Below are 19,348 nucleotides of genomic sequence, written 5' to 3'. Positions count from 1 at the left end.
CACGTCCGACGCGCCTGCGACCCCGTCCGACGCGCGTCGGACGGGGTCGCACGCGCGTCGGCTTGCGAGCCGCCAGGAACGGCTGAAGCATGGCGGAAGCCGTTACGCCGCAGGTGCAGGTCCCCTACGCAGGGAAGAAGAGCTCGTGAGCGTCGAACCGCCGTCGTCCGGCCGCCCCACAGGCCCCCCTTCAGGACCGCTCTCGGGTCCTTCGCAGCCCGGGGACACCCAGCCGGCCGCGACCCCGCCCGGTGCGACACCGCCACCCAGCGGCGAACGGCCGTCGGGTCCCCCGAGTGGCCCCCCGAGCGAGCCGCCGAGCGGCGGGGGATCCGACGGACCGGAGGACGACGGCCCCGGCGGGACCCCGGAACCGGAACGCCCCTGGTGGAAGTCGGCGCCGCGCGTAGCGGCCATCGCCCTCGTGCTCGTGGCCGCGGTGGTGCTGACGGTCGTCCTCACCCGCCCCGACGGCGGCACATCGGAATCCGGCGGCGAGGTCATCCTCCAGCCCGCCGGAAAGTCGGGTCCTGATCCCTTCACCGAGTCGACGGCCCGGGACGGCGACTCCCCGCCGCCCTCCCCGACCGCGCTGCCGACCTCGTCGGCGTCCGCGTCGGCCAACGTGACGCGCGGTGTCGAAGGCTCCGCACCCGGCCTCTACGGCGGGACACGCAAGATCGGCAGCTGCGACGTGGAGAAGCAGATCAGTGCTCTCAAGGGGGACCGGGCGAAGAGCATCGCGTTCGCATCGGTCCTCGACATCGACACGTCCGCCGTCCCCGCGTACCTCCGTGCGCTCACCCCCGTACAGCTGCGCATGGACACCCGCGTCACCAACCACGGCTACCGCGACGGCTCCGCCACCAGCTACCAGGCCGTACTCCAGGCAGGCACCGCCGTGCTCGTCGACGACCGCGGCGTGCCGCGCGTGCGCTGTGCCTGCGGCAACCCGCTGGCGCCTCCCGTCGCGCAGCAGAGCCCGAAGCGGACGGGCGACGCATGGCCCGGCTACCGGTCGTCGAACGTCGTGGTCGTGGCGCCCGCCGTGCGGGTCGTGAACGTATTCGTGATGTACGACCCACAGACCGGCGACTGGTTCGAGCGTGACAAGGGCGACACGGGTGGCGGCGACACGAAGACAGATCCGCCGGTGAACCAGTCCTCCTCGCCGACTCCGTCGCCGTCCCTCTCCCCGTCCTCCGGTGAGCCGTCCGCGCCGTCTTCGTCGTCCGCGCCCCAGACTCCCTCCTCGGAGCCGGCGCAGCCGCCCTCGTCCCAGGACCAGTCGGTGCCGCCGTCGTCGCCGGCGACAGATTGAGGTTCGTGATCGAGCAGGGGTGACAAGGCGCTAGCGTGGTGGGTGCTGTCGGCGAGGCCCGTGCTGGGGCGGCGCTGGATCCGGTGGCGTAGGAGGGGCAGCCATGCGGGCCGGAGCGGTGACTTGAGAATTCTGCATACGTCCGACTGGCACCTGGGCCGGTCGTTCCACCGGGTGAACATGCTCGGCGCCCAGGCCGAGTTCATCGGTCACCTCGTCGACACGGTGCGTGAGCGCGAGATCGACGCCGTCGTCGTGTCCGGGGACGTGTACGACAGGGCGGTGCCGCCGCTCGCCGCTGTCGAGCTGTTCGACGACGCGCTGCACCGGCTCGCGGACCTCGGCGTCCCGACGGTGATGATCTCCGGGAACCACGACTCGGCGCGCCGCCTCGGTGTCGGCGCGGGTCTCATCGGCCGCGCGGGCATCCACCTGCGGACCGCGCCCGCCGCCTGCGGCGAGCCGGTGGTCCTGGCCGACGACCACGGAGACGTGGCGTTCTACGGCCTGCCCTATCTCGAACCGGCGCTGGTCAAGGACGAGTTCGGGGTGGCGAGAGCGGGCCACGAGGCGGTGCTCGGTGCCGCCATGGAGCGGGTGCGCGCCGACCTGGCCGCCCGGCCGCCGGGCACCCGTTCCGTCGTCCTCGCGCACGCCTTCGTCACCGGCGGCGAGGCCAGCGACAGCGAGCGGGACATCACGATCGGCGGGGTGGCCGCCGTGCCCTCCGGGGTCTTCGACGGCGTCGACTATGTGGCGCTCGGCCACCTGCACGGCAGCCAGGCGATCAGCGAGCGCGTGCGCTACTCGGGCTCCCCGCTGTCGTACTCGTTCTCGGAGTCCGCCCACCGCAAGAGCATGTGGCTCATCGGCCTCGGGGCGACGGGGGAGATCGACGCCGAGCGGATCGACTGTCCGGTGCCGCGCCCGCTGGCCCGAGTCCGGGGAGAGCTCGATGTGCTGCTCGCCGACCCGGAGCTCACCCGCCACGAGGAGGCCTGGGTCGAGGCGACGCTCACCGACCCGGTCCGCCCCGACGACCCCATGGCCCGCCTCTGCGAACGCTTCCCGCACACCCTCAGCCTCGTCTTCGACCCCGTACGCACTCCCGATGACCCGGACGTCTCGTACGCCCAGCGTCTCGAGGGCCGCAGCGACCAGCAGATCGCGGAGGACTTCGTGACCCATGTGCGGGGCGCGGGGCCCGACGAGCGCGAACAGGCCGTGCTGCGGGCGGCGTTCGACACCGTCCGCACCGACGACACGCTGCGCGAGGTGGCCCGATGAGGCTGCACCGGCTCCGGATCACCGCGTTCGGCCCCTTCGGCACCACTCAGGACATCGACTTCGACGAGCTCTCCGCCGCCGGGCTCTTCCTGCTGCACGGCCCGACCGGCGCGGGGAAGACCTCCGTCCTGGACGCCGTCTGCTACGGCCTGTACGGCTCGGTGCCCGGGGCCCGGCAGGGCGGCGGCCAGGGAGTGACGCTGCGCAGCGACTACGCGCAGCCCACCGTCAGGACCGAGGTGTGCCTCGAACTGACCGTCGAGGGGCGGCGGTTGGAGATCACCAGGCAGCCGCCGTGGGAGCGCCCGAAGAAGCGCGGCACGGGTACGACCATGGAGAAGGCGCAGAGCTGGCTCCGTGAGCACGACGGTGCTGATCAAGGCGGTGCTGATCAAGGCGGTGCTGATCAAGGCGGTGCTGATCAGGGCGGTGTATGGAAGGACCTCAGCCGCTCCCACCAGGAGATCGGCGAGGAGATCACGCAGCTGCTCGGCATGAGCAAGGAGCAGTTCTGCCAGGTCGTACTGCTGCCCCAGGGCGACTTCGCGCGCTTCCTGCGGGCCGATGCCGAGGCCCGCGGCAAGCTGCTCGGGCGGCTCTTCGACACGCGCAGGTTCGCGGCGGTCGAGACGCGCCTCGCCGAGCAGCGGCGCGACGCCGAGGGCGCGGTGCGCGACGGGGACGGGGAGCTCCTTGCCGACGCGCACCGAATGCAGCAGGCCGCGGGCGGTGCCCTCGACGGCGCCGAGCTGCCGCTGCCCGATCTGTCGCCCGGCGATCCGGGGCTCGCCGATTCCGTCCTCGTCTGGGCCGCCGTCGCGCGCTCCGGCGCCCGTGAACGGCGTGCCATCGAGCGGTGCGCCCTCACGGCCGCCGAGTCCGTGCAGGCCAGCGCGGCGGGCCGCCTCGATGACGTACGCGAACTTGACCGGTTGCAGCGGCGGTTCGGCCAGGCGCAGGAGCGGGCCGCGCGCCTTCAGGAGCGCGCGCAGGAGCACCGGCAGCGGCAGACCCTGATGGACCGGGGCCGCAAGGCCGAGACGGTCGCCCCCGCGCTCGGCCTGCGCCAGGCCACCGAGGAGGAGCACCGGCGGGCGACGGGCGATGAAGCACGCGCGCGTGGGTACCTGCCCGCCACGTTCGCGGACTCCGGGGCGTCGGGACTCGCCGCCGCCGCGCGCAAGGCGGCCGAAGAGCTCGGCGGGCTCGAATCGGCCCGGCGCGCCGAACGCCGCCTCACCGAACTCGGCACAGAGCGGGCGTCCCTGGAGCGTGAGGAGCGCGCTGACGACGAGCTGCTGCGCGAAGCGGCGGGCTGGCTCGACGGCTGGGAGGTGACCAGGACTCGCCTCCAGGAGCGCATCGAGTCCGCCCAGGACGCGGCCACGCGCACCGAGCGCCTGGCGGGCCAACTGGAGCCCGCACAGGGTAGGTTGGACGCGGCCCGGCGCCGCGACCGCCTCACCCGCGAGGCGTCTTTCGCACACGAACGCACCCTCGCGGCCCGCGAAGGCACCACCACCGCCCATGAGTACTGGCTCACCCTGAAGGAGCAGCGCCTCACCGGCATCGCGGCCGAACTGGCCGCGGGCCTGAGCGAGGGCGCCCCCTGCGCGGTCTGCGGAGCCACCGAACACCCCACCCCCGCCACGAAGACCGCCGGTCATGTCGACCGCGCCACGGAGGATTCGGCGCTCGCCGCGTACCGGCGGGCGGACGAGGGACGCGCGGAGGCGGAGCGGCAGCTCGGCGAGGTGCGGGAGTCGTTGGCGGCGGCGGGGGCCGCGGCAGCGGGTGGTGCGGCGTCGGGCGGCGCGGCATCGGCGGGCGCGGCGGAGGAGCTCTCCGTGGAGGGAATCGCCGCATTTGTCGAGAAACTGCGGAGCGAACACGCCGACGCGCGCGGCCGTGCCTCCGGGCTGCACCTTGCCAAGGAAGACCTCGCTCGGGCCGAGCGCGAGCACGACCGCAGGGTCACCGCACGGCAGGAGGCCGCGCAGCGGGTCTCCTCTCGGGCCACGTTGCGGGAGGCCCTCGATCGTGAACAGCAAGGCCTGGACGCCGAGTTGACCCGCGCGCGCGGAGCCAGCGGCAGCGTCGCCGCCCGTGCCGCGCAGCTGGAGCGGCAGACCGCGCTGCTGACCGAGGCCGCGGATGCCGCACGCGTCGCCGACGACACCGCTCAGCGGCTCAAGGACGCCGACGCGCGACTCGCCGACGCGGCCTTCCGCGCCGGGTTCGACACGCCGAGGGCCGCGGCCGAGGCGCTGCTCGACGACGCACGACACCGCGAACTGCAGCACCGTATCGACGAGTGGCAGAACGAGGAAGCGGCCGTACGTTCCCTCCTCGCTGAGCCGGACGCGGCCGACGCCGCTCAGCAGCCGCCCGCCGACCTCCACACCGCCCAGGAGGCCGCCGAAACCGCCGACAGGCTGGCCCGAGCGGCAGCGTCGGCGCTCGACGCGGCCACCCGCCGCTGCGCCGAACTCGACCGGCTCTCCGCCAGGTCGGCCGCCGCGGTCAGGCGCCTCGCGCCCTTGCGTACCGAGTACGACCGGGTTGCGCGGCTCGCGGGGCTCGCCGCGGGCACGTCGGCGGACAACGAACGCAAGATGCGCCTGGAGTCGTACGTACTCGCCGCCCGGCTCGAACAGGTCGCGGCGGCCGCGACCGCGCGGCTGCGGCGCATGTCGTCGGGCCGCTACACCCTGGTCCACTCCGACGACCGCACGGGACGCGGCCGTTCGGGGCTCGGCCTGCACGTGGTCGACGCGTGGACGGGCCGGGAGCGCGACACGTCGACGCTCTCGGGCGGCGAGACGTTCTTCGCCTCGCTCGCCCTCGCCCTCGGCCTCGCGGACGTGGTCACCGACGAGGCGGGCGGCGTACGGCTCGACACGCTCTTCATCGACGAGGGCTTCGGCAGCCTCGACGACCAGACGCTCGACGAGGTCCTCGATGTCCTGGACTCGCTGCGCGAACGGGACCGCAGCGTCGGCATCGTGAGCCACGTCGCGGATCTCCGGCGCCGCGTCCACGCACAGCTGGAGGTCGAGAAGGGGCGTGCGGGGTCGGTCGTACGACAGCGGGGCGGGGCGTAGGAGACCGGGTCAGCGCCCCAGCGGGCGCCTCGACAGGGGAGAGGAGTAGACGATGCTGGTGGTCACGGACCCCAGCGCGCCGATCTTCCCCGCGACCTCCTCGAGGTGGCTCATGGTGCGCGCCGCGACCTTGATCACAAAGCAGTCGTCGCCCGTGACGTGGTGCGCTTCGAGGATCTCCGGAGTCGTCTCGACCAGGTCGTGGAACGGCTTGTAGTTGCCGTTCGGATAGCGCAGCCGCACGAACGCGAGGATGGGGAGACCGAGCCGCTCCGGATCGACCACGGCCGCGTATCCCTGGATCACGCCCGCTTCTTCGAGACGGCGGACCCGTTCGGTGACGGCGCTCGCGGACATGGAGACGGCACGCGCGAGCTCGGCGTAGCTGGCGCGGCCCTCACGCTGGAGGACATCGAGGATGCGCCAGTCGGTGGCGTCCGTGGAATAACCGGTCATGCCTGAGAGGTAACAGGGGATTCCCCGGCCGATCAAGGGGTACGCCGGTGGTCGGCTCTTCTGGGCCGGAGGCTTGGCCCGTAGATTTCTGGCCATGAGCACAGTGACGAACACAGCGCACACCGAGCCGATGACCGCCGCGGCCGCCGCCGCGTACTTCGGTGCGAGCCTCGCCTTCCACGCCGATGTGTCGGACGTCGCGTCGGCGCTCGCCGCCGACGGTGACCCCGGCTTCGTCGTGCTCGACTCCCGCTCGACCGAATCCTGGGACCAGGGCCACATACCCGGTGCGGTCCACGTCCCCACCGCCCTCATCCCGGAGCAGGCCGAGCAACTGCTCGACAAGAACGTCCCCGTCGTCACCTACTGCTGGGGCCCCGGCTGCAACGGCGCGACCCGCGCCGCCCTCGCCCTCGCCCAACTGGGCTTCCAGGTCAAGGAGATGCTGGGCGGCTTCGAGTACTGGGCCCGTGAGGGCTTCGAGTTCGAGACCTGGGAAGGCAGCGATCGCCGTACGCCCGACGCTCTGACGGCGCCTCTGCACGCGGAAGACTGCGGCTGCTGAGGCGTGGCCGCGGGGCGGGGTGCACGACAACTCCCGTGCGCCCTGGCCCCGCACCCCGCAGCATGGTCTGCCATGCCCCTCCTTCCGCACCCCACCCCCGAAGCGCTGCGGCGCGACCCTCTGCCGCTGCGCGGCCGAACCGCTCTCGTCACCGGAGCCAGCCGACGCGGCGGCATCGGATCTGCCGTGGCCCGACGCCTCGCCGCGTACGGAGCGAGTCTGTATCTGCACCACCATGTACCGCACGACGCCGCGATGCCCTGGGGCGCCGACCGCCCCGCCGATGTCGTCGCCGGAGTACGCGACGCGCTCGGAGATCCCGGGGCACGCGTCCATGACGGGCCCGGTGATCTGGCGGATCCCGCCGCCCCGGGCGACCTGATCGCGAAAGCCGCCGACGCGCTCGGCGGGCGTATCGACATCCTTGTCGCCAATCACGCCGTCAGCGGCGCGGACGGCACCCTCGACACCATCGACGCCGCCATGCTGGACACCCACTGGGCGGTGGACACCCGGTCGGTGATTCTCCTCGTGCAGGCGTACGCGCGGCTGCGGGCCGCCCTGCCGTCCCGTACGCCCGGTGGGCGCGTCGTGATGATGACGTCCGGGCAGGACATCGCGGGCGGAATGCCCGATGAGATCGCCTACAGCCTGCAGAAGGGCGCCTTGGCCTCGGCCACGCGTTCCCTGGCCACGACGCTCGCCGAGCAGGCCGTGACCGTGAACGCCGTCAACCCCGGTCCCGTGGACACGGATTACCGCACCGGCGACGACTATGAGGCGATCGCCGCCAGATTCCCCGCCGGGCGGTGGGGGATGCCCGATGACCCGGCCAGGCTCATCGCGTGGCTCGCCACGGACGAGGCCGACTGGATCACCGGGCAGGTGATCGACTCGGAGGGCGGGTTCCGGCGCTGAGCCGCCGAGCCGCCGAGCCGCTGAGAACCCCGGGCTACCTCAGAGTGCCGACAACTCGTCCACCAGATCGTCGAGCCCCAGCGGCCCCTGCGACAACGCCGCCATGTGCCACGCCTTCGCGTCGAACGCGTCGCCGAGCCGCCGCCGCGCGTTCTCGCGTCCGAGGAGCCAGGCCCGCTCGCCCAGCTTGTAGCCGATGGCCTGGCCGGGGATGGAGAGGTAGCGGGTCATTTCGCTCGTCACGTAATCCGTGGGGCGGCTGCAGTGCGCGTCGTAGAACTCCTGCGCGAGGTCGGGGGTCCAGCGCTCGCCCGGGTGGAAGGGCGAGTCCGCCGGGATCTCCAGCTCCAGGTGCATTCCGATGTCGACGATGACCCGCAGCGCACGCATCATCTGGGCGTCCAGATAACCGAGTCGGCGCTCCGCGTCCGTGAGGAAGCCGAGCTCGTCCATCAGCCGCTCCGCGTACAGCGCCCAGCCCTCCGCGTTGGCGCTGACGATGCCGATGGTCGCCTGGTAGCGGGAGAGGCTCTCCGCGACGTGCGCCCACTGCGCCAGCTGGAGGTGATGGCCCGGCACACCCTCGTGGTACCAGGTGGAGACCAGGTCGTACACGGGAAAGCGGGTGTCGCCCATCGTCGGCAGCCAGGTCCGGCCAGGGCGTGAGAAATCCTCGGAAGGGCCCGTGTAGTAGGGGGCCGCCGCACCGCCCGGCGGGGCGATGTGGGACTCCACCTTCCGTACCCGCTCGGCGAGTTCGAAGTGTGTGCCGTCCAGCGCGCCGATCGCCTCGTCCATCAGATCCTGGAGCCAGACCCGCACCTCCTCCACGCCCTCGATGTGCGTTCCGTGCTCGTCGAGGTGGGCGAGCGCCACCCACGGCGTGGCCGCGCCGGGCAGGATCTTCTCGGCCTCGGTGCGCATCTCGCCGAGCAGCCGGTGGAATTCGGACCAGCCGTACGCGTACGCCTCGTCGAGGTCGAGGTCGGCGCCGTTGAAGTAGCGGGACCAGCGGGCGTAGCGCTCCCGGCCCACCGTTTCGGGAGCGCCCTCGATCGCGGGTGCGTACACGTCCCGCATCCAGTCGCGCAGCGCCACGACGGCCGTGGTGGCGGCGCGCGCGGCGGCGTCGAGTTCGGCGCGGAGCGACTCCGGGCCCTCCGCGGCGTACGTGTCGAACCAGCCGGATCCGTCGTCCGGGCCCGCCCACTCGGTCAGCTGACCGATGAACGTGGCCGTGGTGCGCGGAGCCGCGAACAGCTTGCGTTCCAGGCCGAGTTCGAGCGAGGCGCGATATCCCTCGTACGCGGCCGGGACGGCCCGCAGCCGTTCGGCGATGGCGGCCCAGTCCTCGGCCGTCTCCATCGGGTTCAGGGTGAAGATCTCCCGTACCGCGTGCGGGATCGTGTGCAGATTCCCGACGGCGCGCAGCCCCTCATCGGCCTCGTGCACGGCGATCTCGGCGGTGAGGCGCTCCCGCAGGAGCCGCCCGCACCGGCGTTCGGCGTCACTGTCGGCGCCGGGACGCCGCTCCGCCTCGTCGAGCTGGGCGAGCGTCGTGCGGGCGAGATCCGCGAGGGCTTCCTGGCCTGCCGGTGAGGTGTCGGGGAGCTTGCTGTGGCTCGCTGTGACGCCGAGATAAGTGCCGTTGATGGGATCGAGGCCGATGAACGCGTCGACATAGGCGTCGGCGACCTCGCGGGGCAGCAGGTGCCGACCGTGGCCGTGCTCGGCGTCCGGCTTGAGGATCTTCGAGTCTGACATGCGGACATCTTCATACGGGGGACAGGCCCGCGTCATCACGATTTGCCGGTGGTCTCCTCTCGGCTTTCGGCCTCCGGACCCGGTGGCAGGAGCGGACCGCAGTCCCACTGCTGGAAGATCAACCGCGTCTCCACGCGTGCCACTTCGTGCCGCGCCGTGAACTCGTCGAGGACGAGCCGCTGCAGATCAGCGGTGTCGGCCACCGCGACATGCACCAGATAGTCGTCGGGCCCCGCGAGATGAAACACCGACCGGGACTCCGGCAGTGCCCTGATCCGGTCCACGAAAGGGCCCACGAGCTCCCGCCGGTGCGGCCGGACCTGAACGGAGAGCAGTGCTTCCAGACCACGGCCGAGTTTCGCCGGGTCGAGCCGCAGCTGGTGCCCGAGGATCACACCGGAGCGGCGAAGACGGGAGATCCGGTCGAGGCAGGTCGATGGCGCGACGCCGACCTGGGCCGCGAGGTCGCGGTAGGTGATCCGGGCATCGTTCTGCAAGAGCCGCAGTATGCGGAGATCCACCGGGTCGAGTACGACAGATTCAGCCACTTGCCGAACGTAGCACGGTGTTCAACCATGCAGGAGGGGAAGTTGTTCAGTCTGTCCCGCATGGACACGAACACGGAATCCCGCCCCGGGCCCGGCCACCCGGCACCGGCGTCAGCACCCCCTGTGTCGCCCGCACCGCGCGCCCTCGCCACCGAGGCGGTGCATGCGGGACGCGACGACCTCGCCGGGCTCGGCCTGCACACCGCGCCGATCGACCTGTCCACCACCTACCCCTCCTACGACACCCGGGGCGAGGCGGCGCGCATAGACGCCTTCGCGGCCGACGGCTCCCTGGACGACGGGCCGCCCGTCTACGCCCGCCTCGCGAACCCGACCGTCGCCCGCTTCGAGACCGCCATCGCCCGGCTCGAAGGCGCCGAGAGCGCGGTCGCGTTCGCGAGCGGCATGGCGGCGCTGACCGCGGTCCTTCTCGTACGAGGAGCGGCAGGCCTGCGTCATGTCGTCGCGGTCCGCCCGCTCTACGGCTGCAGCGATCATCTGCTGACCGCGGGGCTGCTCGGCTCCGAGGTGACGTGGGTGGACCCGGCCGGGATCGCCGACGCCATCCGCCCCGACACGGGCCTTGTCCTCGTCGAGTCGCCCGCCAACCCGACCCTCGCCGAGCTCGACCTGCGGGCCGTGGCGCAGGCCTGCGGCACCGTGCCGCTGCTCGCCGACAACACCTTCGCGACGCCCGTCCTGCAACGGCCGGCCGAGAGCGGGGCGCGGCTCGTGCTGCACAGCGCCACCAAGTACCTGGGCGGCCACGGCGACGTACTGGGCGGAGTGGTCGCCTGTGACGAGGAGTTCGCGCGGCAGCTGCGGCAGGTCCGCTTCGCCACCGGCGGGGTGCTGCATCCGCTCGCCGGATATCTGCTGCTGCGGGGCCTCGCCACCTTGCCGGTGCGCGTACGGGCCGCCTCGGCGAACGCGGCGGAACTGGCGCGGCGCCTGGCCGCCGACCCGCGTGTGAGCCGTGTGCACTATCCGCGGATCGGCGGCGCCATGGTCGCCTTCGAGGTGCGCGGCGACCCGCACGAGGTGACCGCCGCGGTGCGGCTGATCACCCCGGCGGTCAGCCTCGGCAGCGTCGACACGCTCATCCAGCATCCGGCGTCCATCAGCCACCGCGTCGTGGACGCCGCGGACCGGCGGTCGTCCGGCGTGAGCGACAGCCTGCTGCGCCTGTCGGCCGGGCTCGAGGACGTCGAGGACCTGTGGCAGGACCTCGACCGTGCCCTCAGCGCCGGTGCCCTGCCTCCTGCTGATAGAAGTCCGCGTCGGTCTGCCGCGCCTTGTCGTACGGCAGCCGCGAGCTGACCGGCGTCGCGTCGAGGCGGGCGGTGATGACCAGCGTGCCCTCTTCGATCTGGTAGTCGAGGGGCAGGCCGAGGCCGCGCATAGCGGCGACCATGCCTGTGTTGGACGCCTGCGTGACCGCGTACACGCTGTCGCAGCCCGCCTCGACGGCCATCGTCACCAGGCGGCCGAGCAGTTCGGTGCCGATGCCGCGGCGCTGCCAGTCGTCCTCGACGAGCAGCGCGATCTCGGTCTCGTCGCCGTCCCAGAGCAGATGGCCGATGCCCACGACGCGGCCGGACGCGGTCTGCACCGCGAGGGTGCGGCCGAAGCGCGGGCTGAGCAGGTGGTTCAGGTAGCGGTCCGCGTCGCGGACGGGGCCGTGGTAGCGCATCCCGAGGGTGCGCTGCGAGCAGCGGTCGTGCATGGCCTTGGCCGCATCGACGTCGGAGGTGTCGGCCCGGCGCACGGTGATGGAGTTGCCCTCGGCGAGCGTCAGGACGTCCTGGCTGCGCGGCATACGCGGGCCGAGCCGGGTGTCGAGCTCGACCAGGGCACGCGCGCGGGCGAACTCGGTGGGCGTGAACGGCAGATACGGCCGCTCCACGGTGATCACTTCGCCCTCCGGAGCCTGTAGCCGGAGCACCGTCCCGTCGAGCGCGCCCTCGACGGGCGCGCCGTCGGTGGGCTTCTCCGCCCGCTGCCCGGACCCGGCCCGCGCTGGGGCGGGCACCGACCGGATGGTGCAGCGGCCCAGCAACTGGCGTAGGGCCAGCGGCAGTTCGGCGGCGTCGAGGGCGGTGCGGGTGGCGAGGCCGAGGATGCGGGTGGGGGCGTCCACCAGGTCGTGGGCGTCGGCTCGCTCGATCCAGGTGCCCGAGCCGCCGGCGTTCGAGACGCCTCGGGAGATCTCGGCCGCGGAGAGCGGCTCAGGCGCGCGCAGCAGGAACTCGTCGACGGTGCCTTCGGCCAGCGGATGGGCCTGGAGGCTCAGGATGTCGACCTTGGCGTGGGCGAGCATCGTGCACAGCGCGGCAAGCGAGCCCGGCTCGTCCCGCACGGTGGTGCGCATCCGCCACAGTGTCGTCGCCTCCGCGGGCGACTCCGTGGAGGCGGGCGGCCGGGCGTCGGGATCGTCGGCCGTCGGGGGTGCGTGGTTGTGGCGGCGTGCCCACCATGTGTGGAACCCGGCCGTGGCGAGCAGCGCCACGGCCGAGACCCCGAGCAGAGCAGGGCCGTCGGGGCCGTGACCGATCAGGTTGGCCACCGCGTCCGCCACGGCGACGGCCGTGAAGAGGGCGGCCAGTTCCACCAGGTCCCGCCGCCAGTGGTGAACGGGACGGCCGTGCTTCGTTCGCTTCACATCAGACATGTCTGCACTCATACAGCCACTGTGAAGGAAGGGTGTTGCGTGATCACAAACGCTTTGTGACTGATGGGTTAAGACGCCTTCTGTCCGCTTAGCTCCCCTTTGCTCTCGATGGGTGTTCGGGTACGACTCCTTAGCGGCCGTTCCGGGACGCAATCACTGCTGTCCCACCTGGCCCGGCTGCAGCACCTTGGTGAACAGGACTCCGCCGCCCTCCTGCCGCAGTCGTACGGTCAGCTCGCCACTGCCGCCGTCGACGTCGATCTCGCCGAAGTACTGCGGGGTCTCAGCCGGTGATGTGTTGGAGCGGTTCGGCGCCTTGATGAACCGCTGCTCCGCGCCGAACGTCCCGTCGAGCTTGAGGGCCTGGAAACCGCCCGCGGCCAGCGGCCCCGACACGAACTCCCAGAACGGCGCGAAGTCCTTGAACGCCGCGCGCGAGGGGTCGTAGTGCTGGGCCGACGTGTAGTGCACATCGGTGGTCAGCCACACCGTTCCGGTGACCTTGCGGTGCTTGATGTGCCGCAGCAGCTCGGCGATCTGGAGCTCGCGGCCGAGCGGCGCGCCGGGATCGCCCTGCGCCACGGCCTCGAAGTTCGTCGAGCCGTCGGGCACGACGAGGCCGAGCGGCATGTCGGACGCGATGACCTTCCAGGTGGCGCGCGAGCGCGACAATTCGCGCTTGAGCCATTGCAGTTGGCGGGCGCCGAGGATGCCAGTGGCGTCGTCGGGCTGCCGCCCCGGCGAGTTGGCGTTGCGGTAGGAGCGCATGTCGAGGACGAACACATCCAGGAGCGGGCCGTGCCGCAGGACCCGGTACACCCGCCCGTCCTCGTCGCCGGGCGGCAGCGTCGAGACGGGGAAGTACTCACTGAACGCCCGCAGGGAGCGCCCGGCGAGGACGTCCACGTTCTTCTCGGTATAGCGGGCGTCGCTCAGGATCTGCCCCGGGTACCAGTTGTTGTGCACCTCGTGGTCGTCCCACTGGACGATGGAGGGCACCTGGGCGTTGAAGCGCCGCAGGTTCTCGTCCAGGAGGTTGTAGCGGAAGGCGCCGCGGAACTCCGCGAGCGTCTCGGCGACCTTGGACTTCTCCTCCGTCGTCACGTTCCGCCACACCGTGCCGTCGGGCAGGGTGACGCTGGGCAGGATCGGCCCGTCGGCGTAGATGTTGTCGCCGCTGCACAGGAAGAAGTCCGGGTCCCGTTGCCGCATCTCCTCGAAGACCCGGTATCCGCCGCGGTCCGGGTTGATGCCCCACCCCTGGCCCGCGATGTCGCCCGACCAGAGGAAGCGCACGCCTTCCTTGCGGCCCTTCGGCGTCGTACGGAACGTGCCGGTGACCGGCTCGCCGGTCCGTCTGGGGTCGTCGGGGTCGGCCAGGACGACGCGGTAGTGGATCTGCTCGCCCGCCGGGAGTCCGCGCAGTGGGGTCGTCCCCGTGAAGTCGGTGTCCGGGCCGAGCACCGGACCGTGCCAGCGGGTGGGGTTGCGGAACGACTCCGTGGCGGATGTCTCCACGATCATGCGGGCCGGACGGTCGGACCGTACCCACACCAGGCCCGCGTGCGCCGTCACGTCACCGGCCTGCACGCCCCACTCTGCCCGCGGGCGTCCCGAAAGGGAGAGCGCCGGAGCCGCCCCGGCGAGAGCGGGCACGGCAAGGGCCGCGGGCACGGCGAGCGAGCCGCGCAGCACACTGCGGCGGCGGGGGGACGGGCTCGGCTGAGGGTGTGACATGAATGCGCCTCCAGTGACAGGTCCGACCAGTGTGCAGGGCCACAACTAGTGGTGCGCCGCGGCGCACACACAAACCACAAGTGAACAACTGCCCATGGGCACAAGGGAACCAGTGTGCGAACGCTGTGTCGGCTACGTCTCCGGTCGCGGGTCCCGAGTCGTAGGTCGGTGGCCCCGCGACCGAGGCCGGACGGCTGATGGACACAAGATCGTCGGCTGCCTACGCTCGGCACCAGAGGTACGCGGCCGAGCGCGCCTCTTCCGAAGGGGGGAACCCGTGCCGGTCAACGGGCAGAGCCACATCCGCATCGCACGCCCGTCGCGTGACCTCGCGGCGGCCGAGCGCTTCTGGGTGACGGGCCTCGGCCTGGAGGTCGTATGGCGGTCGGCGGGCGGTGCCGCGCCCGGCGAGCACGACCTGCTGATGGCCGGCTGGCCGGACGCCTCCTGGCACCTCGAACTCGTCCACGAGGAGGGCGCACCGGTCCTGCCGAGGCCCACGGAGGAGGACCTCCTCGTCATCTACCTCGACGAGCCCGTCCCCGACGACCTGGTGGCCCGCCTCGAGGGGCACGGCGGCAAGCGTGTCCTGTCGCCCAATCCGTACTGGAACGAGTGGGGCGTCACCGTCGAGGACCCTGACGGCTACCGCCTCGTGCTCTGCACGCGCGCGTGGGCCAACTCCTGACCCGCCTCCCGGCCTTCGCGGCGGCACGTGTCGAGGACGACGCGCGAGACGAGCGCCGGATCGTCGTTCATCGGCACGTGCCCGCAGCCGGGCAGCCGCACCAGGCGGGCGCCGGGGATGGCGTGCTTGGCGCGGATCCCCTGCCTGCGCAGCAGGATCCGGTCGCGGGAGCCCCACGCGACGGTGACAGGAAGCCCGGTTACGTCGTCGCTGAAGACCCCGTCACGCCCGGCGGCGAGGGTCTGCTCGAACCCCGTGGCCGCACGCAGCGCGAGCGTCTCGGCGACGATGGCATCGGGCGAACGGCGCCCGGGGCGGGCGTAGATGGTGCTCGTGAGAACGGCCCGTCCGGCCGCCGTACCGGAGAGCCGCTTGATCACCGGCAGCGGCAGGAGCCGCGCTCCGTGCCGCATCGCGAGCAGGGTGGTGAACGCGTACCTGCGCTCCCCGGCCGTCCAGAACCCGGCGGGAGACAGCGCGGTGACCGAACGCGCGAGCTTCTGCCTGCCGAGCTCCAGGGCGAGAAGGCCGCCCAGGGAATTGCCCGCCACATGCGGGCGCCCGATACCGAGGGCCTCGCACAGCTCGCCGAGCACGGACACCACCGTCGATATGTCGTAGGGGAGCCCCTCCGGGAGCGCGGGGGACTCACCGAAGCCGGGCAGGTCCACGGCGATCACGTCGTACTCCGCGGCCAGGATCCCGATCACGGGGTCCCATGCCTGACGGTGATGGCCGATGCCGTGCAGCAGGAGCAGCGGTTCGCCCTCGCCCGTGCGTTCGTACACGACGGACAGGGTCCGCGGGCCGCCGGGCGATTCGACGGTGAAGGACACCTCTGCGGCCATTGCTGCTCCAGTCCCCGCCGCCGGACGGCGGTCCTCAGACACCCTAGACACTTTGTCAGCAACAATTGCCGCTCAGTAGCCTCCAGTTCAAGAGGGCGAGGGGAAGTGGGACAGGGAGAAAAGGGGCGGGCCGGCGCGGCCGTCGGGGCCGGTGTGTGCCGCCACGCACCCGTTTCGCCTGGACAGCGCGTGATGCGTCGGGTGGGATGAAGGCGTGGCAACGGACACTGTGACGGACGTCTTCGAAGAGCACCGCCCCGTTCTGATGGGCGTGGCCTACCGGATGCTCGGCCGGGTGGCCGACGCGGAGGACATCGTGCAGGAGGCCTGGCTGCGCTGGTCGGCGGTCGACCAGGCGCAGGTGCGCGAACCGCGAGGCTATCTGGTGCGTGTCACCACCCGGCTCGCGATCGACCGGTTGCGCCACGTGCAGTCCAGACGTGAGTCCTACGTAGGGCCATGGCTGCCCGAACCGCTGGTCACCGACTACGGTCCTGCCGTCCCCGACACCGCCGAGCGGGCCGTGCTCGCCGACTCCGTGTCGCTCGCCGTCCTTGTCGTCCTGGAGTCCCTTTCACCTCTGGAGCGCGCGGTGTTCGTGCTGCGGGAGGCCTTCGGGTTCCCGTTCGCGGAGATCGCCCGCACGCTGGACCGCGGCGAACCGGCCGTGCGGAAGCTCGCGGCGCGGGCGCGCAAGCACGTCGATGAGGGAAGGCCGCGCTATGACGTGGACCCCGATGAGCGCCGGGACCTCACCGAGCGCTTCCTCGCCGCGGCGACCGGCGGCAACCTGGACGGACTGATGTCCCTGCTCGCCCCGGACGTACGTCTGGTCGGCGACAGCGGCGGCAAGGCCAAGGCGCCGCTGCGGGTCATCGAGACGGCCGACCCGGTGGGCCGTTTCCTCTACGGCGCGTTCGGCAAGGGTGTGCCGGAGGGGGCGGCGGCGGAATTCCGGTACATGGAGATCAACGGCGCCTGGGCGGTGCTCGTGCTGGTCGATGGCAAGCCGGACAGCGTCTTCCAGCTGGAGGTCGCCGACGGGCGGATCAAATCCGTCTACATCATTCGCAATCCGGACAAGCTCATCGGGCTCGCTCTGTGACCGCGGGCCGGAACCGCGGCCTGGCCGGATTCGCTCCGTAGCGGCAGCCGGCAAACCCCCGTCCACTTGGGGCGGGGGTTCTGTCGTGCGTGCCACGCGTGCGTGACCGCACGCCAACATCGCGTGAATGCTCTGTGGCATCAGCCCTGTGCGCGCTGTAACGGATCGAGGATTGGTCTTGACCAAGGGTGGGTGCGGCTCTATCGTCGCTCGCAGAGTTAGTGCAAGAACCTTTAATAAACAAGGGCGCTAAAACGCCGCGAGTACACGGCGATTGCGGAGGACAGGGTGGGGACCACGCAGCTGGAAGCGGCTCCGGAGCCGAAGTACTGGCACCTCAAGACCGTGCTCAGCGAGGCGCTCGACTCCGAGTTCGCCGTCGGCGAGATCCTGCCCAACGAGCGTGATCTCGCGGCCCGGTTCGGCGTCGCCCGCGCCACGCTCCGGCAGGCGCTTGAGCAGCTCGAGCTCGAAGGCAGGCTGCAGCGCCGCCGCGGGGTCGGCACGACCGTCGCCCCGCCGCGGATGGGTGTGGCCGTCGGATCCGCACAGGGCACATGGCCGGGCGCGGTCGGCGACGCCTGGCAGCCCGCAGACTGCGCACCGGCGGTCCCGCCCGCGGAGGTGGCCCGCATGTTGGCGGTCGACCCCGAAGAGCAGGTGCACGTGGTGCGACGCACCCGCGTCTCGCACGGCCAGCCCGTCGCCGCGGAGCTGCTCTACGTGCCGATGTCGTCCGTTTCCGAACTCTCCGCGATCGACGCCCCGTCCGGACCGCCACGCGCACGTGCCGTGCTGCGCGAGCTGCACAGGCTCGGCCTCGAAGGACAGGACAGGGCCGTCGAGCTCGGCTCGGCCCGCGCGGACGACGCCAAGGCGCTCGACCGGCTGCCCGGAGCACCGGTCCTCGTCGTGACGACCCGCTTCCTCGCCGAGGGCCGCACCGCGGCCGTTTCGGTGGCCACGTACCGCGCCGACACCTGCCGCCTCACCTTCGGCGACGCGGGCGGCGTCGAGATCCACCACGGCCCCGAGCGTCAGGCTTCCTGACGCCCGCGTGTCGGCGCGGCGCCTCAGCGTCGCGCCGTGACCGTCCCCTCCACCGCGAACAGCTGCTCCTCGACATGGTCGAGGGCAAGCCGCAGCGCGCCCGTCGACACGGCGGCCTCGCCGAGCACCGACAGGGCGACCCGGGGCGGCCGCAGGCAGTAGCGGGCCAACTCGCGGCGCAGCGGCTCCAGTACGCCGTCGAGACCTGCCGCCCAGCCGCCCACGACGACCAGTTCGGGGTCCAGGGCGAGGACCAGCGCCGCCACATCGTGCACGAGGCGTTGGATGAAGCGTTCGACGGCCTGCCGCGCCCGCTCGTCGCCCTCGCGCGCGTGGGCGAACACCTGCGCCACCGCCTGCTCGTCGAGCGGGTGCAGCGGCTCGTCCGTGGTCGAGAGGAGCGTCTCCGGAGTCACGTCACGGCCGAGCAGATGCAGCGCGCCGATCTCCCCGGCCGCGCCGCCGTAGCCGCGGTGCAGACGTCCGCCGATCAGTGCACCGGCCCCCGGGCTGAGCCCCGCGAGGACGAAGACCACGTCGTCGGACTCGGCCGCCGCGCCCTTCCAGTGCTCGGCCACGGCCGCCGCGTTCGCGTCGTTCTCCACGAGCACCGGGCACTTGAAGGACCTGCGAAGGCGCTCGCCCAGCGGGAGCCCCGTCCACTCCGGCAGCGCGGTGCCGAGCCGGACCGTGCCGTCCGCCTCCACGATGCCGGGGCTGCCCACGCCGACCGCGCGCAGTGAGCTGCGGGCGATCCCGCGGCGGCGCAGCAGATCGGCGACCGCTGTGCGAAGCCGCTCGATGCGCTCGTCGGCGCCGGCCGTCTCGTCCACGTCCCTGGCCACCGTGCCGAGGACCCGGCCGTCCAGGTCCGAGAGGACGGCGGCCACCCGGTGCGGGCCGATCTCCAGGCCGAGCAGATGCCCTGCCTCGGCCCGGAAGCGGAACCTCCGTGCGGGCCGCCCCTGACGTCTGGTCGCGCCCTCCTCGGCGGCCACCTCCACCACGAGTCCGGCCTCGATGAGCCCCTCGACCACACCCTCGACGGTGGGCCGGGACAGGCCGGTCACGCCGGTGACCTCGGTGAGCGTCGCGAAGTCCGCCGCACGCAGGGCGTGCAGTACCACCGCGGAGTTGATCCGCCGCAGCAGAGAGGGATCCCCGCCGGTCAGCCGCCCCAACGTCCGTCCTCCCAGCTCGTGCGCATGATGGGCGGATCGTACTCGCCGGAGCCGACCGCTGCGAGTGCCGGGCCCATCTGTGACGCAGAGTGCCGGTCAACGGTC

The 19,348-nt window shown here is 72.1% G+C and carries 16 protein-coding genes; 9 read left to right on the top strand and 7 right to left on the bottom strand.

Going from position 1 to position 19,348, the window contains the following annotated elements:
* The first annotated feature begins 145 nt into the window (after positions 1 to 145).
* The 3 genes from ACGFSB_RS33840 (at position 146) to ACGFSB_RS33830 (ending at position 5,712) form a co-directional block, all read left to right on the top strand.
* Positions 146 to 1,321, top strand: coding sequence for a DUF6777 domain-containing protein (locus tag ACGFSB_RS33840; protein WP_393407348.1), 1,176 nt, complete (start codon positions 146 to 148; stop codon positions 1,319 to 1,321).
* 123 nt (positions 1,322 to 1,444) lie between these two features.
* Positions 1,445 to 2,608: an exonuclease SbcCD subunit D gene (locus tag ACGFSB_RS33835; RefSeq protein ID WP_393407346.1), complete on the top strand. Its 1,164-nt coding sequence runs from the start codon at positions 1,445 to 1,447 to the stop codon at positions 2,606 to 2,608.
* Positions 2,605 to 5,712, top strand: a complete 3,108-nt coding sequence (locus ACGFSB_RS33830) for an AAA family ATPase (protein WP_393407344.1) — start codon at positions 2,605 to 2,607, stop codon at positions 5,710 to 5,712. The genes ACGFSB_RS33835 and ACGFSB_RS33830 overlap by 4 nt, the downstream gene beginning before the upstream one ends.
* A gap of 9 nt (positions 5,713 to 5,721) precedes the next feature.
* Here ACGFSB_RS33830 and ACGFSB_RS33825 read toward each other — a convergent pair whose 3' ends face one another.
* Positions 5,722 to 6,168 (bottom strand): Lrp/AsnC family transcriptional regulator, encoded by a 447-nt coding sequence (locus ACGFSB_RS33825; protein WP_393407341.1) that lies wholly within the window; start codon positions 6,166 to 6,168, stop codon positions 5,722 to 5,724.
* Between the two features lie 94 nt (positions 6,169 to 6,262).
* Between ACGFSB_RS33825 and ACGFSB_RS33820 the strand changes: the two genes are divergently transcribed.
* On the top strand, positions 6,263 to 6,733 hold the full coding sequence (locus tag ACGFSB_RS33820) for a rhodanese-like domain-containing protein (protein ID WP_393407338.1): 471 nt from the start codon (positions 6,263 to 6,265) through the stop codon (positions 6,731 to 6,733).
* A gap of 72 nt (positions 6,734 to 6,805) precedes the next feature.
* Entirely contained in the window at positions 6,806 to 7,651 is an 846-nt protein-coding gene (locus tag ACGFSB_RS33815) for an SDR family oxidoreductase (protein WP_393407336.1), read from the top strand.
* Positions 7,652 to 7,690: 39 nt separating this feature from the next.
* On the opposite strand, the gene ACGFSB_RS33810 is transcribed toward ACGFSB_RS33815, so the two are convergent.
* Together ACGFSB_RS33810 and ACGFSB_RS33805 are read right to left on the bottom strand one after the other, a co-directional pair.
* The gene (locus ACGFSB_RS33810) at positions 7,691 to 9,415 is read right to left on the bottom strand and encodes a DUF885 domain-containing protein (protein ID WP_393407333.1); all 1,725 of its coding nucleotides are present in this window, start codon (positions 9,413 to 9,415) and stop codon (positions 7,691 to 7,693) included.
* 35 nt (positions 9,416 to 9,450) lie between these two features.
* Positions 9,451 to 9,963: an Lrp/AsnC family transcriptional regulator gene (locus tag ACGFSB_RS33805; protein WP_393407331.1), complete on the bottom strand. Its 513-nt coding sequence runs from the start codon at positions 9,961 to 9,963 to the stop codon at positions 9,451 to 9,453.
* A gap of 42 nt (positions 9,964 to 10,005) precedes the next feature.
* Between ACGFSB_RS33805 and ACGFSB_RS33800 the strand changes: the two genes are divergently transcribed.
* Positions 10,006 to 11,283, top strand: a complete 1,278-nt coding sequence (locus ACGFSB_RS33800) for a trans-sulfuration enzyme family protein (RefSeq protein ID WP_393407329.1) — start codon at positions 10,006 to 10,008, stop codon at positions 11,281 to 11,283.
* Here ACGFSB_RS33800 and ACGFSB_RS33795 read toward each other — a convergent pair.
* Both ACGFSB_RS33795 and ACGFSB_RS33790 read right to left on the bottom strand, forming a co-directional pair.
* Positions 11,204 to 12,646 carry a GNAT family N-acetyltransferase gene (locus tag ACGFSB_RS33795; RefSeq protein ID WP_393407326.1) on the bottom strand — a complete coding sequence of 481 codons (1,443 nt, stop codon included), beginning with the start codon at positions 12,644 to 12,646 and terminating at the stop codon, positions 11,204 to 11,206. The two genes, ACGFSB_RS33800 and ACGFSB_RS33795, sit on opposite strands and share 80 nt — an antisense overlap.
* Before the next feature lie 141 nt (positions 12,647 to 12,787).
* Positions 12,788 to 14,371 (bottom strand): alkaline phosphatase D family protein, encoded by a 1,584-nt coding sequence (locus ACGFSB_RS33790; protein WP_393407324.1) that lies wholly within the window; start codon positions 14,369 to 14,371, stop codon positions 12,788 to 12,790.
* Between the two features lie 277 nt (positions 14,372 to 14,648).
* Here ACGFSB_RS33790 and ACGFSB_RS33785 point away from each other — a divergent pair, with 277 nt between their 5' ends.
* Positions 14,649 to 15,059 (top strand): VOC family protein, encoded by a 411-nt coding sequence (locus ACGFSB_RS33785; protein ID WP_393407322.1) that lies wholly within the window; start codon positions 14,649 to 14,651, stop codon positions 15,057 to 15,059.
* Here ACGFSB_RS33785 and ACGFSB_RS33780 read toward each other — a convergent pair.
* Positions 15,017 to 15,907, bottom strand: a complete 891-nt coding sequence (locus ACGFSB_RS33780) for an alpha/beta fold hydrolase (RefSeq protein ID WP_393407320.1) — start codon at positions 15,905 to 15,907, stop codon at positions 15,017 to 15,019. The two genes, ACGFSB_RS33785 and ACGFSB_RS33780, sit on opposite strands and share 43 nt — an antisense overlap.
* Positions 15,908 to 16,121: 214 nt before the next feature.
* Between ACGFSB_RS33780 and ACGFSB_RS33775 the strand changes: the two genes are divergently transcribed.
* Both ACGFSB_RS33775 and ACGFSB_RS33770 read left to right on the top strand, forming a co-directional pair.
* Complete coding sequence (locus tag ACGFSB_RS33775; RefSeq protein ID WP_393407317.1) at positions 16,122 to 17,012, top strand: RNA polymerase sigma-70 factor; 891 nt, start codon at positions 16,122 to 16,124, stop codon at positions 17,010 to 17,012.
* A gap of 288 nt (positions 17,013 to 17,300) precedes the next feature.
* Positions 17,301 to 18,062: a GntR family transcriptional regulator gene (locus tag ACGFSB_RS33770; RefSeq protein WP_393407314.1), complete on the top strand. Its 762-nt coding sequence runs from the start codon at positions 17,301 to 17,303 to the stop codon at positions 18,060 to 18,062.
* Between the two features lie 23 nt (positions 18,063 to 18,085).
* On the opposite strand, the gene ACGFSB_RS33765 is transcribed toward ACGFSB_RS33770, so the two are convergent.
* Entirely contained in the window at positions 18,086 to 19,243 is a 1,158-nt protein-coding gene (locus tag ACGFSB_RS33765) for an ROK family protein (RefSeq protein ID WP_393407312.1), read from the bottom strand.
* Positions 19,244 to 19,348: the final 105 nt, after the last annotated feature.

The organism is Streptomyces sp. NPDC048441, from assembly GCF_043200235.1.
GTDB lineage: Bacteria > Actinomycetota > Actinomycetes > Streptomycetales > Streptomycetaceae > Streptomyces.
This window is presented reverse-complemented; position numbering and strand designations above follow the sequence as displayed.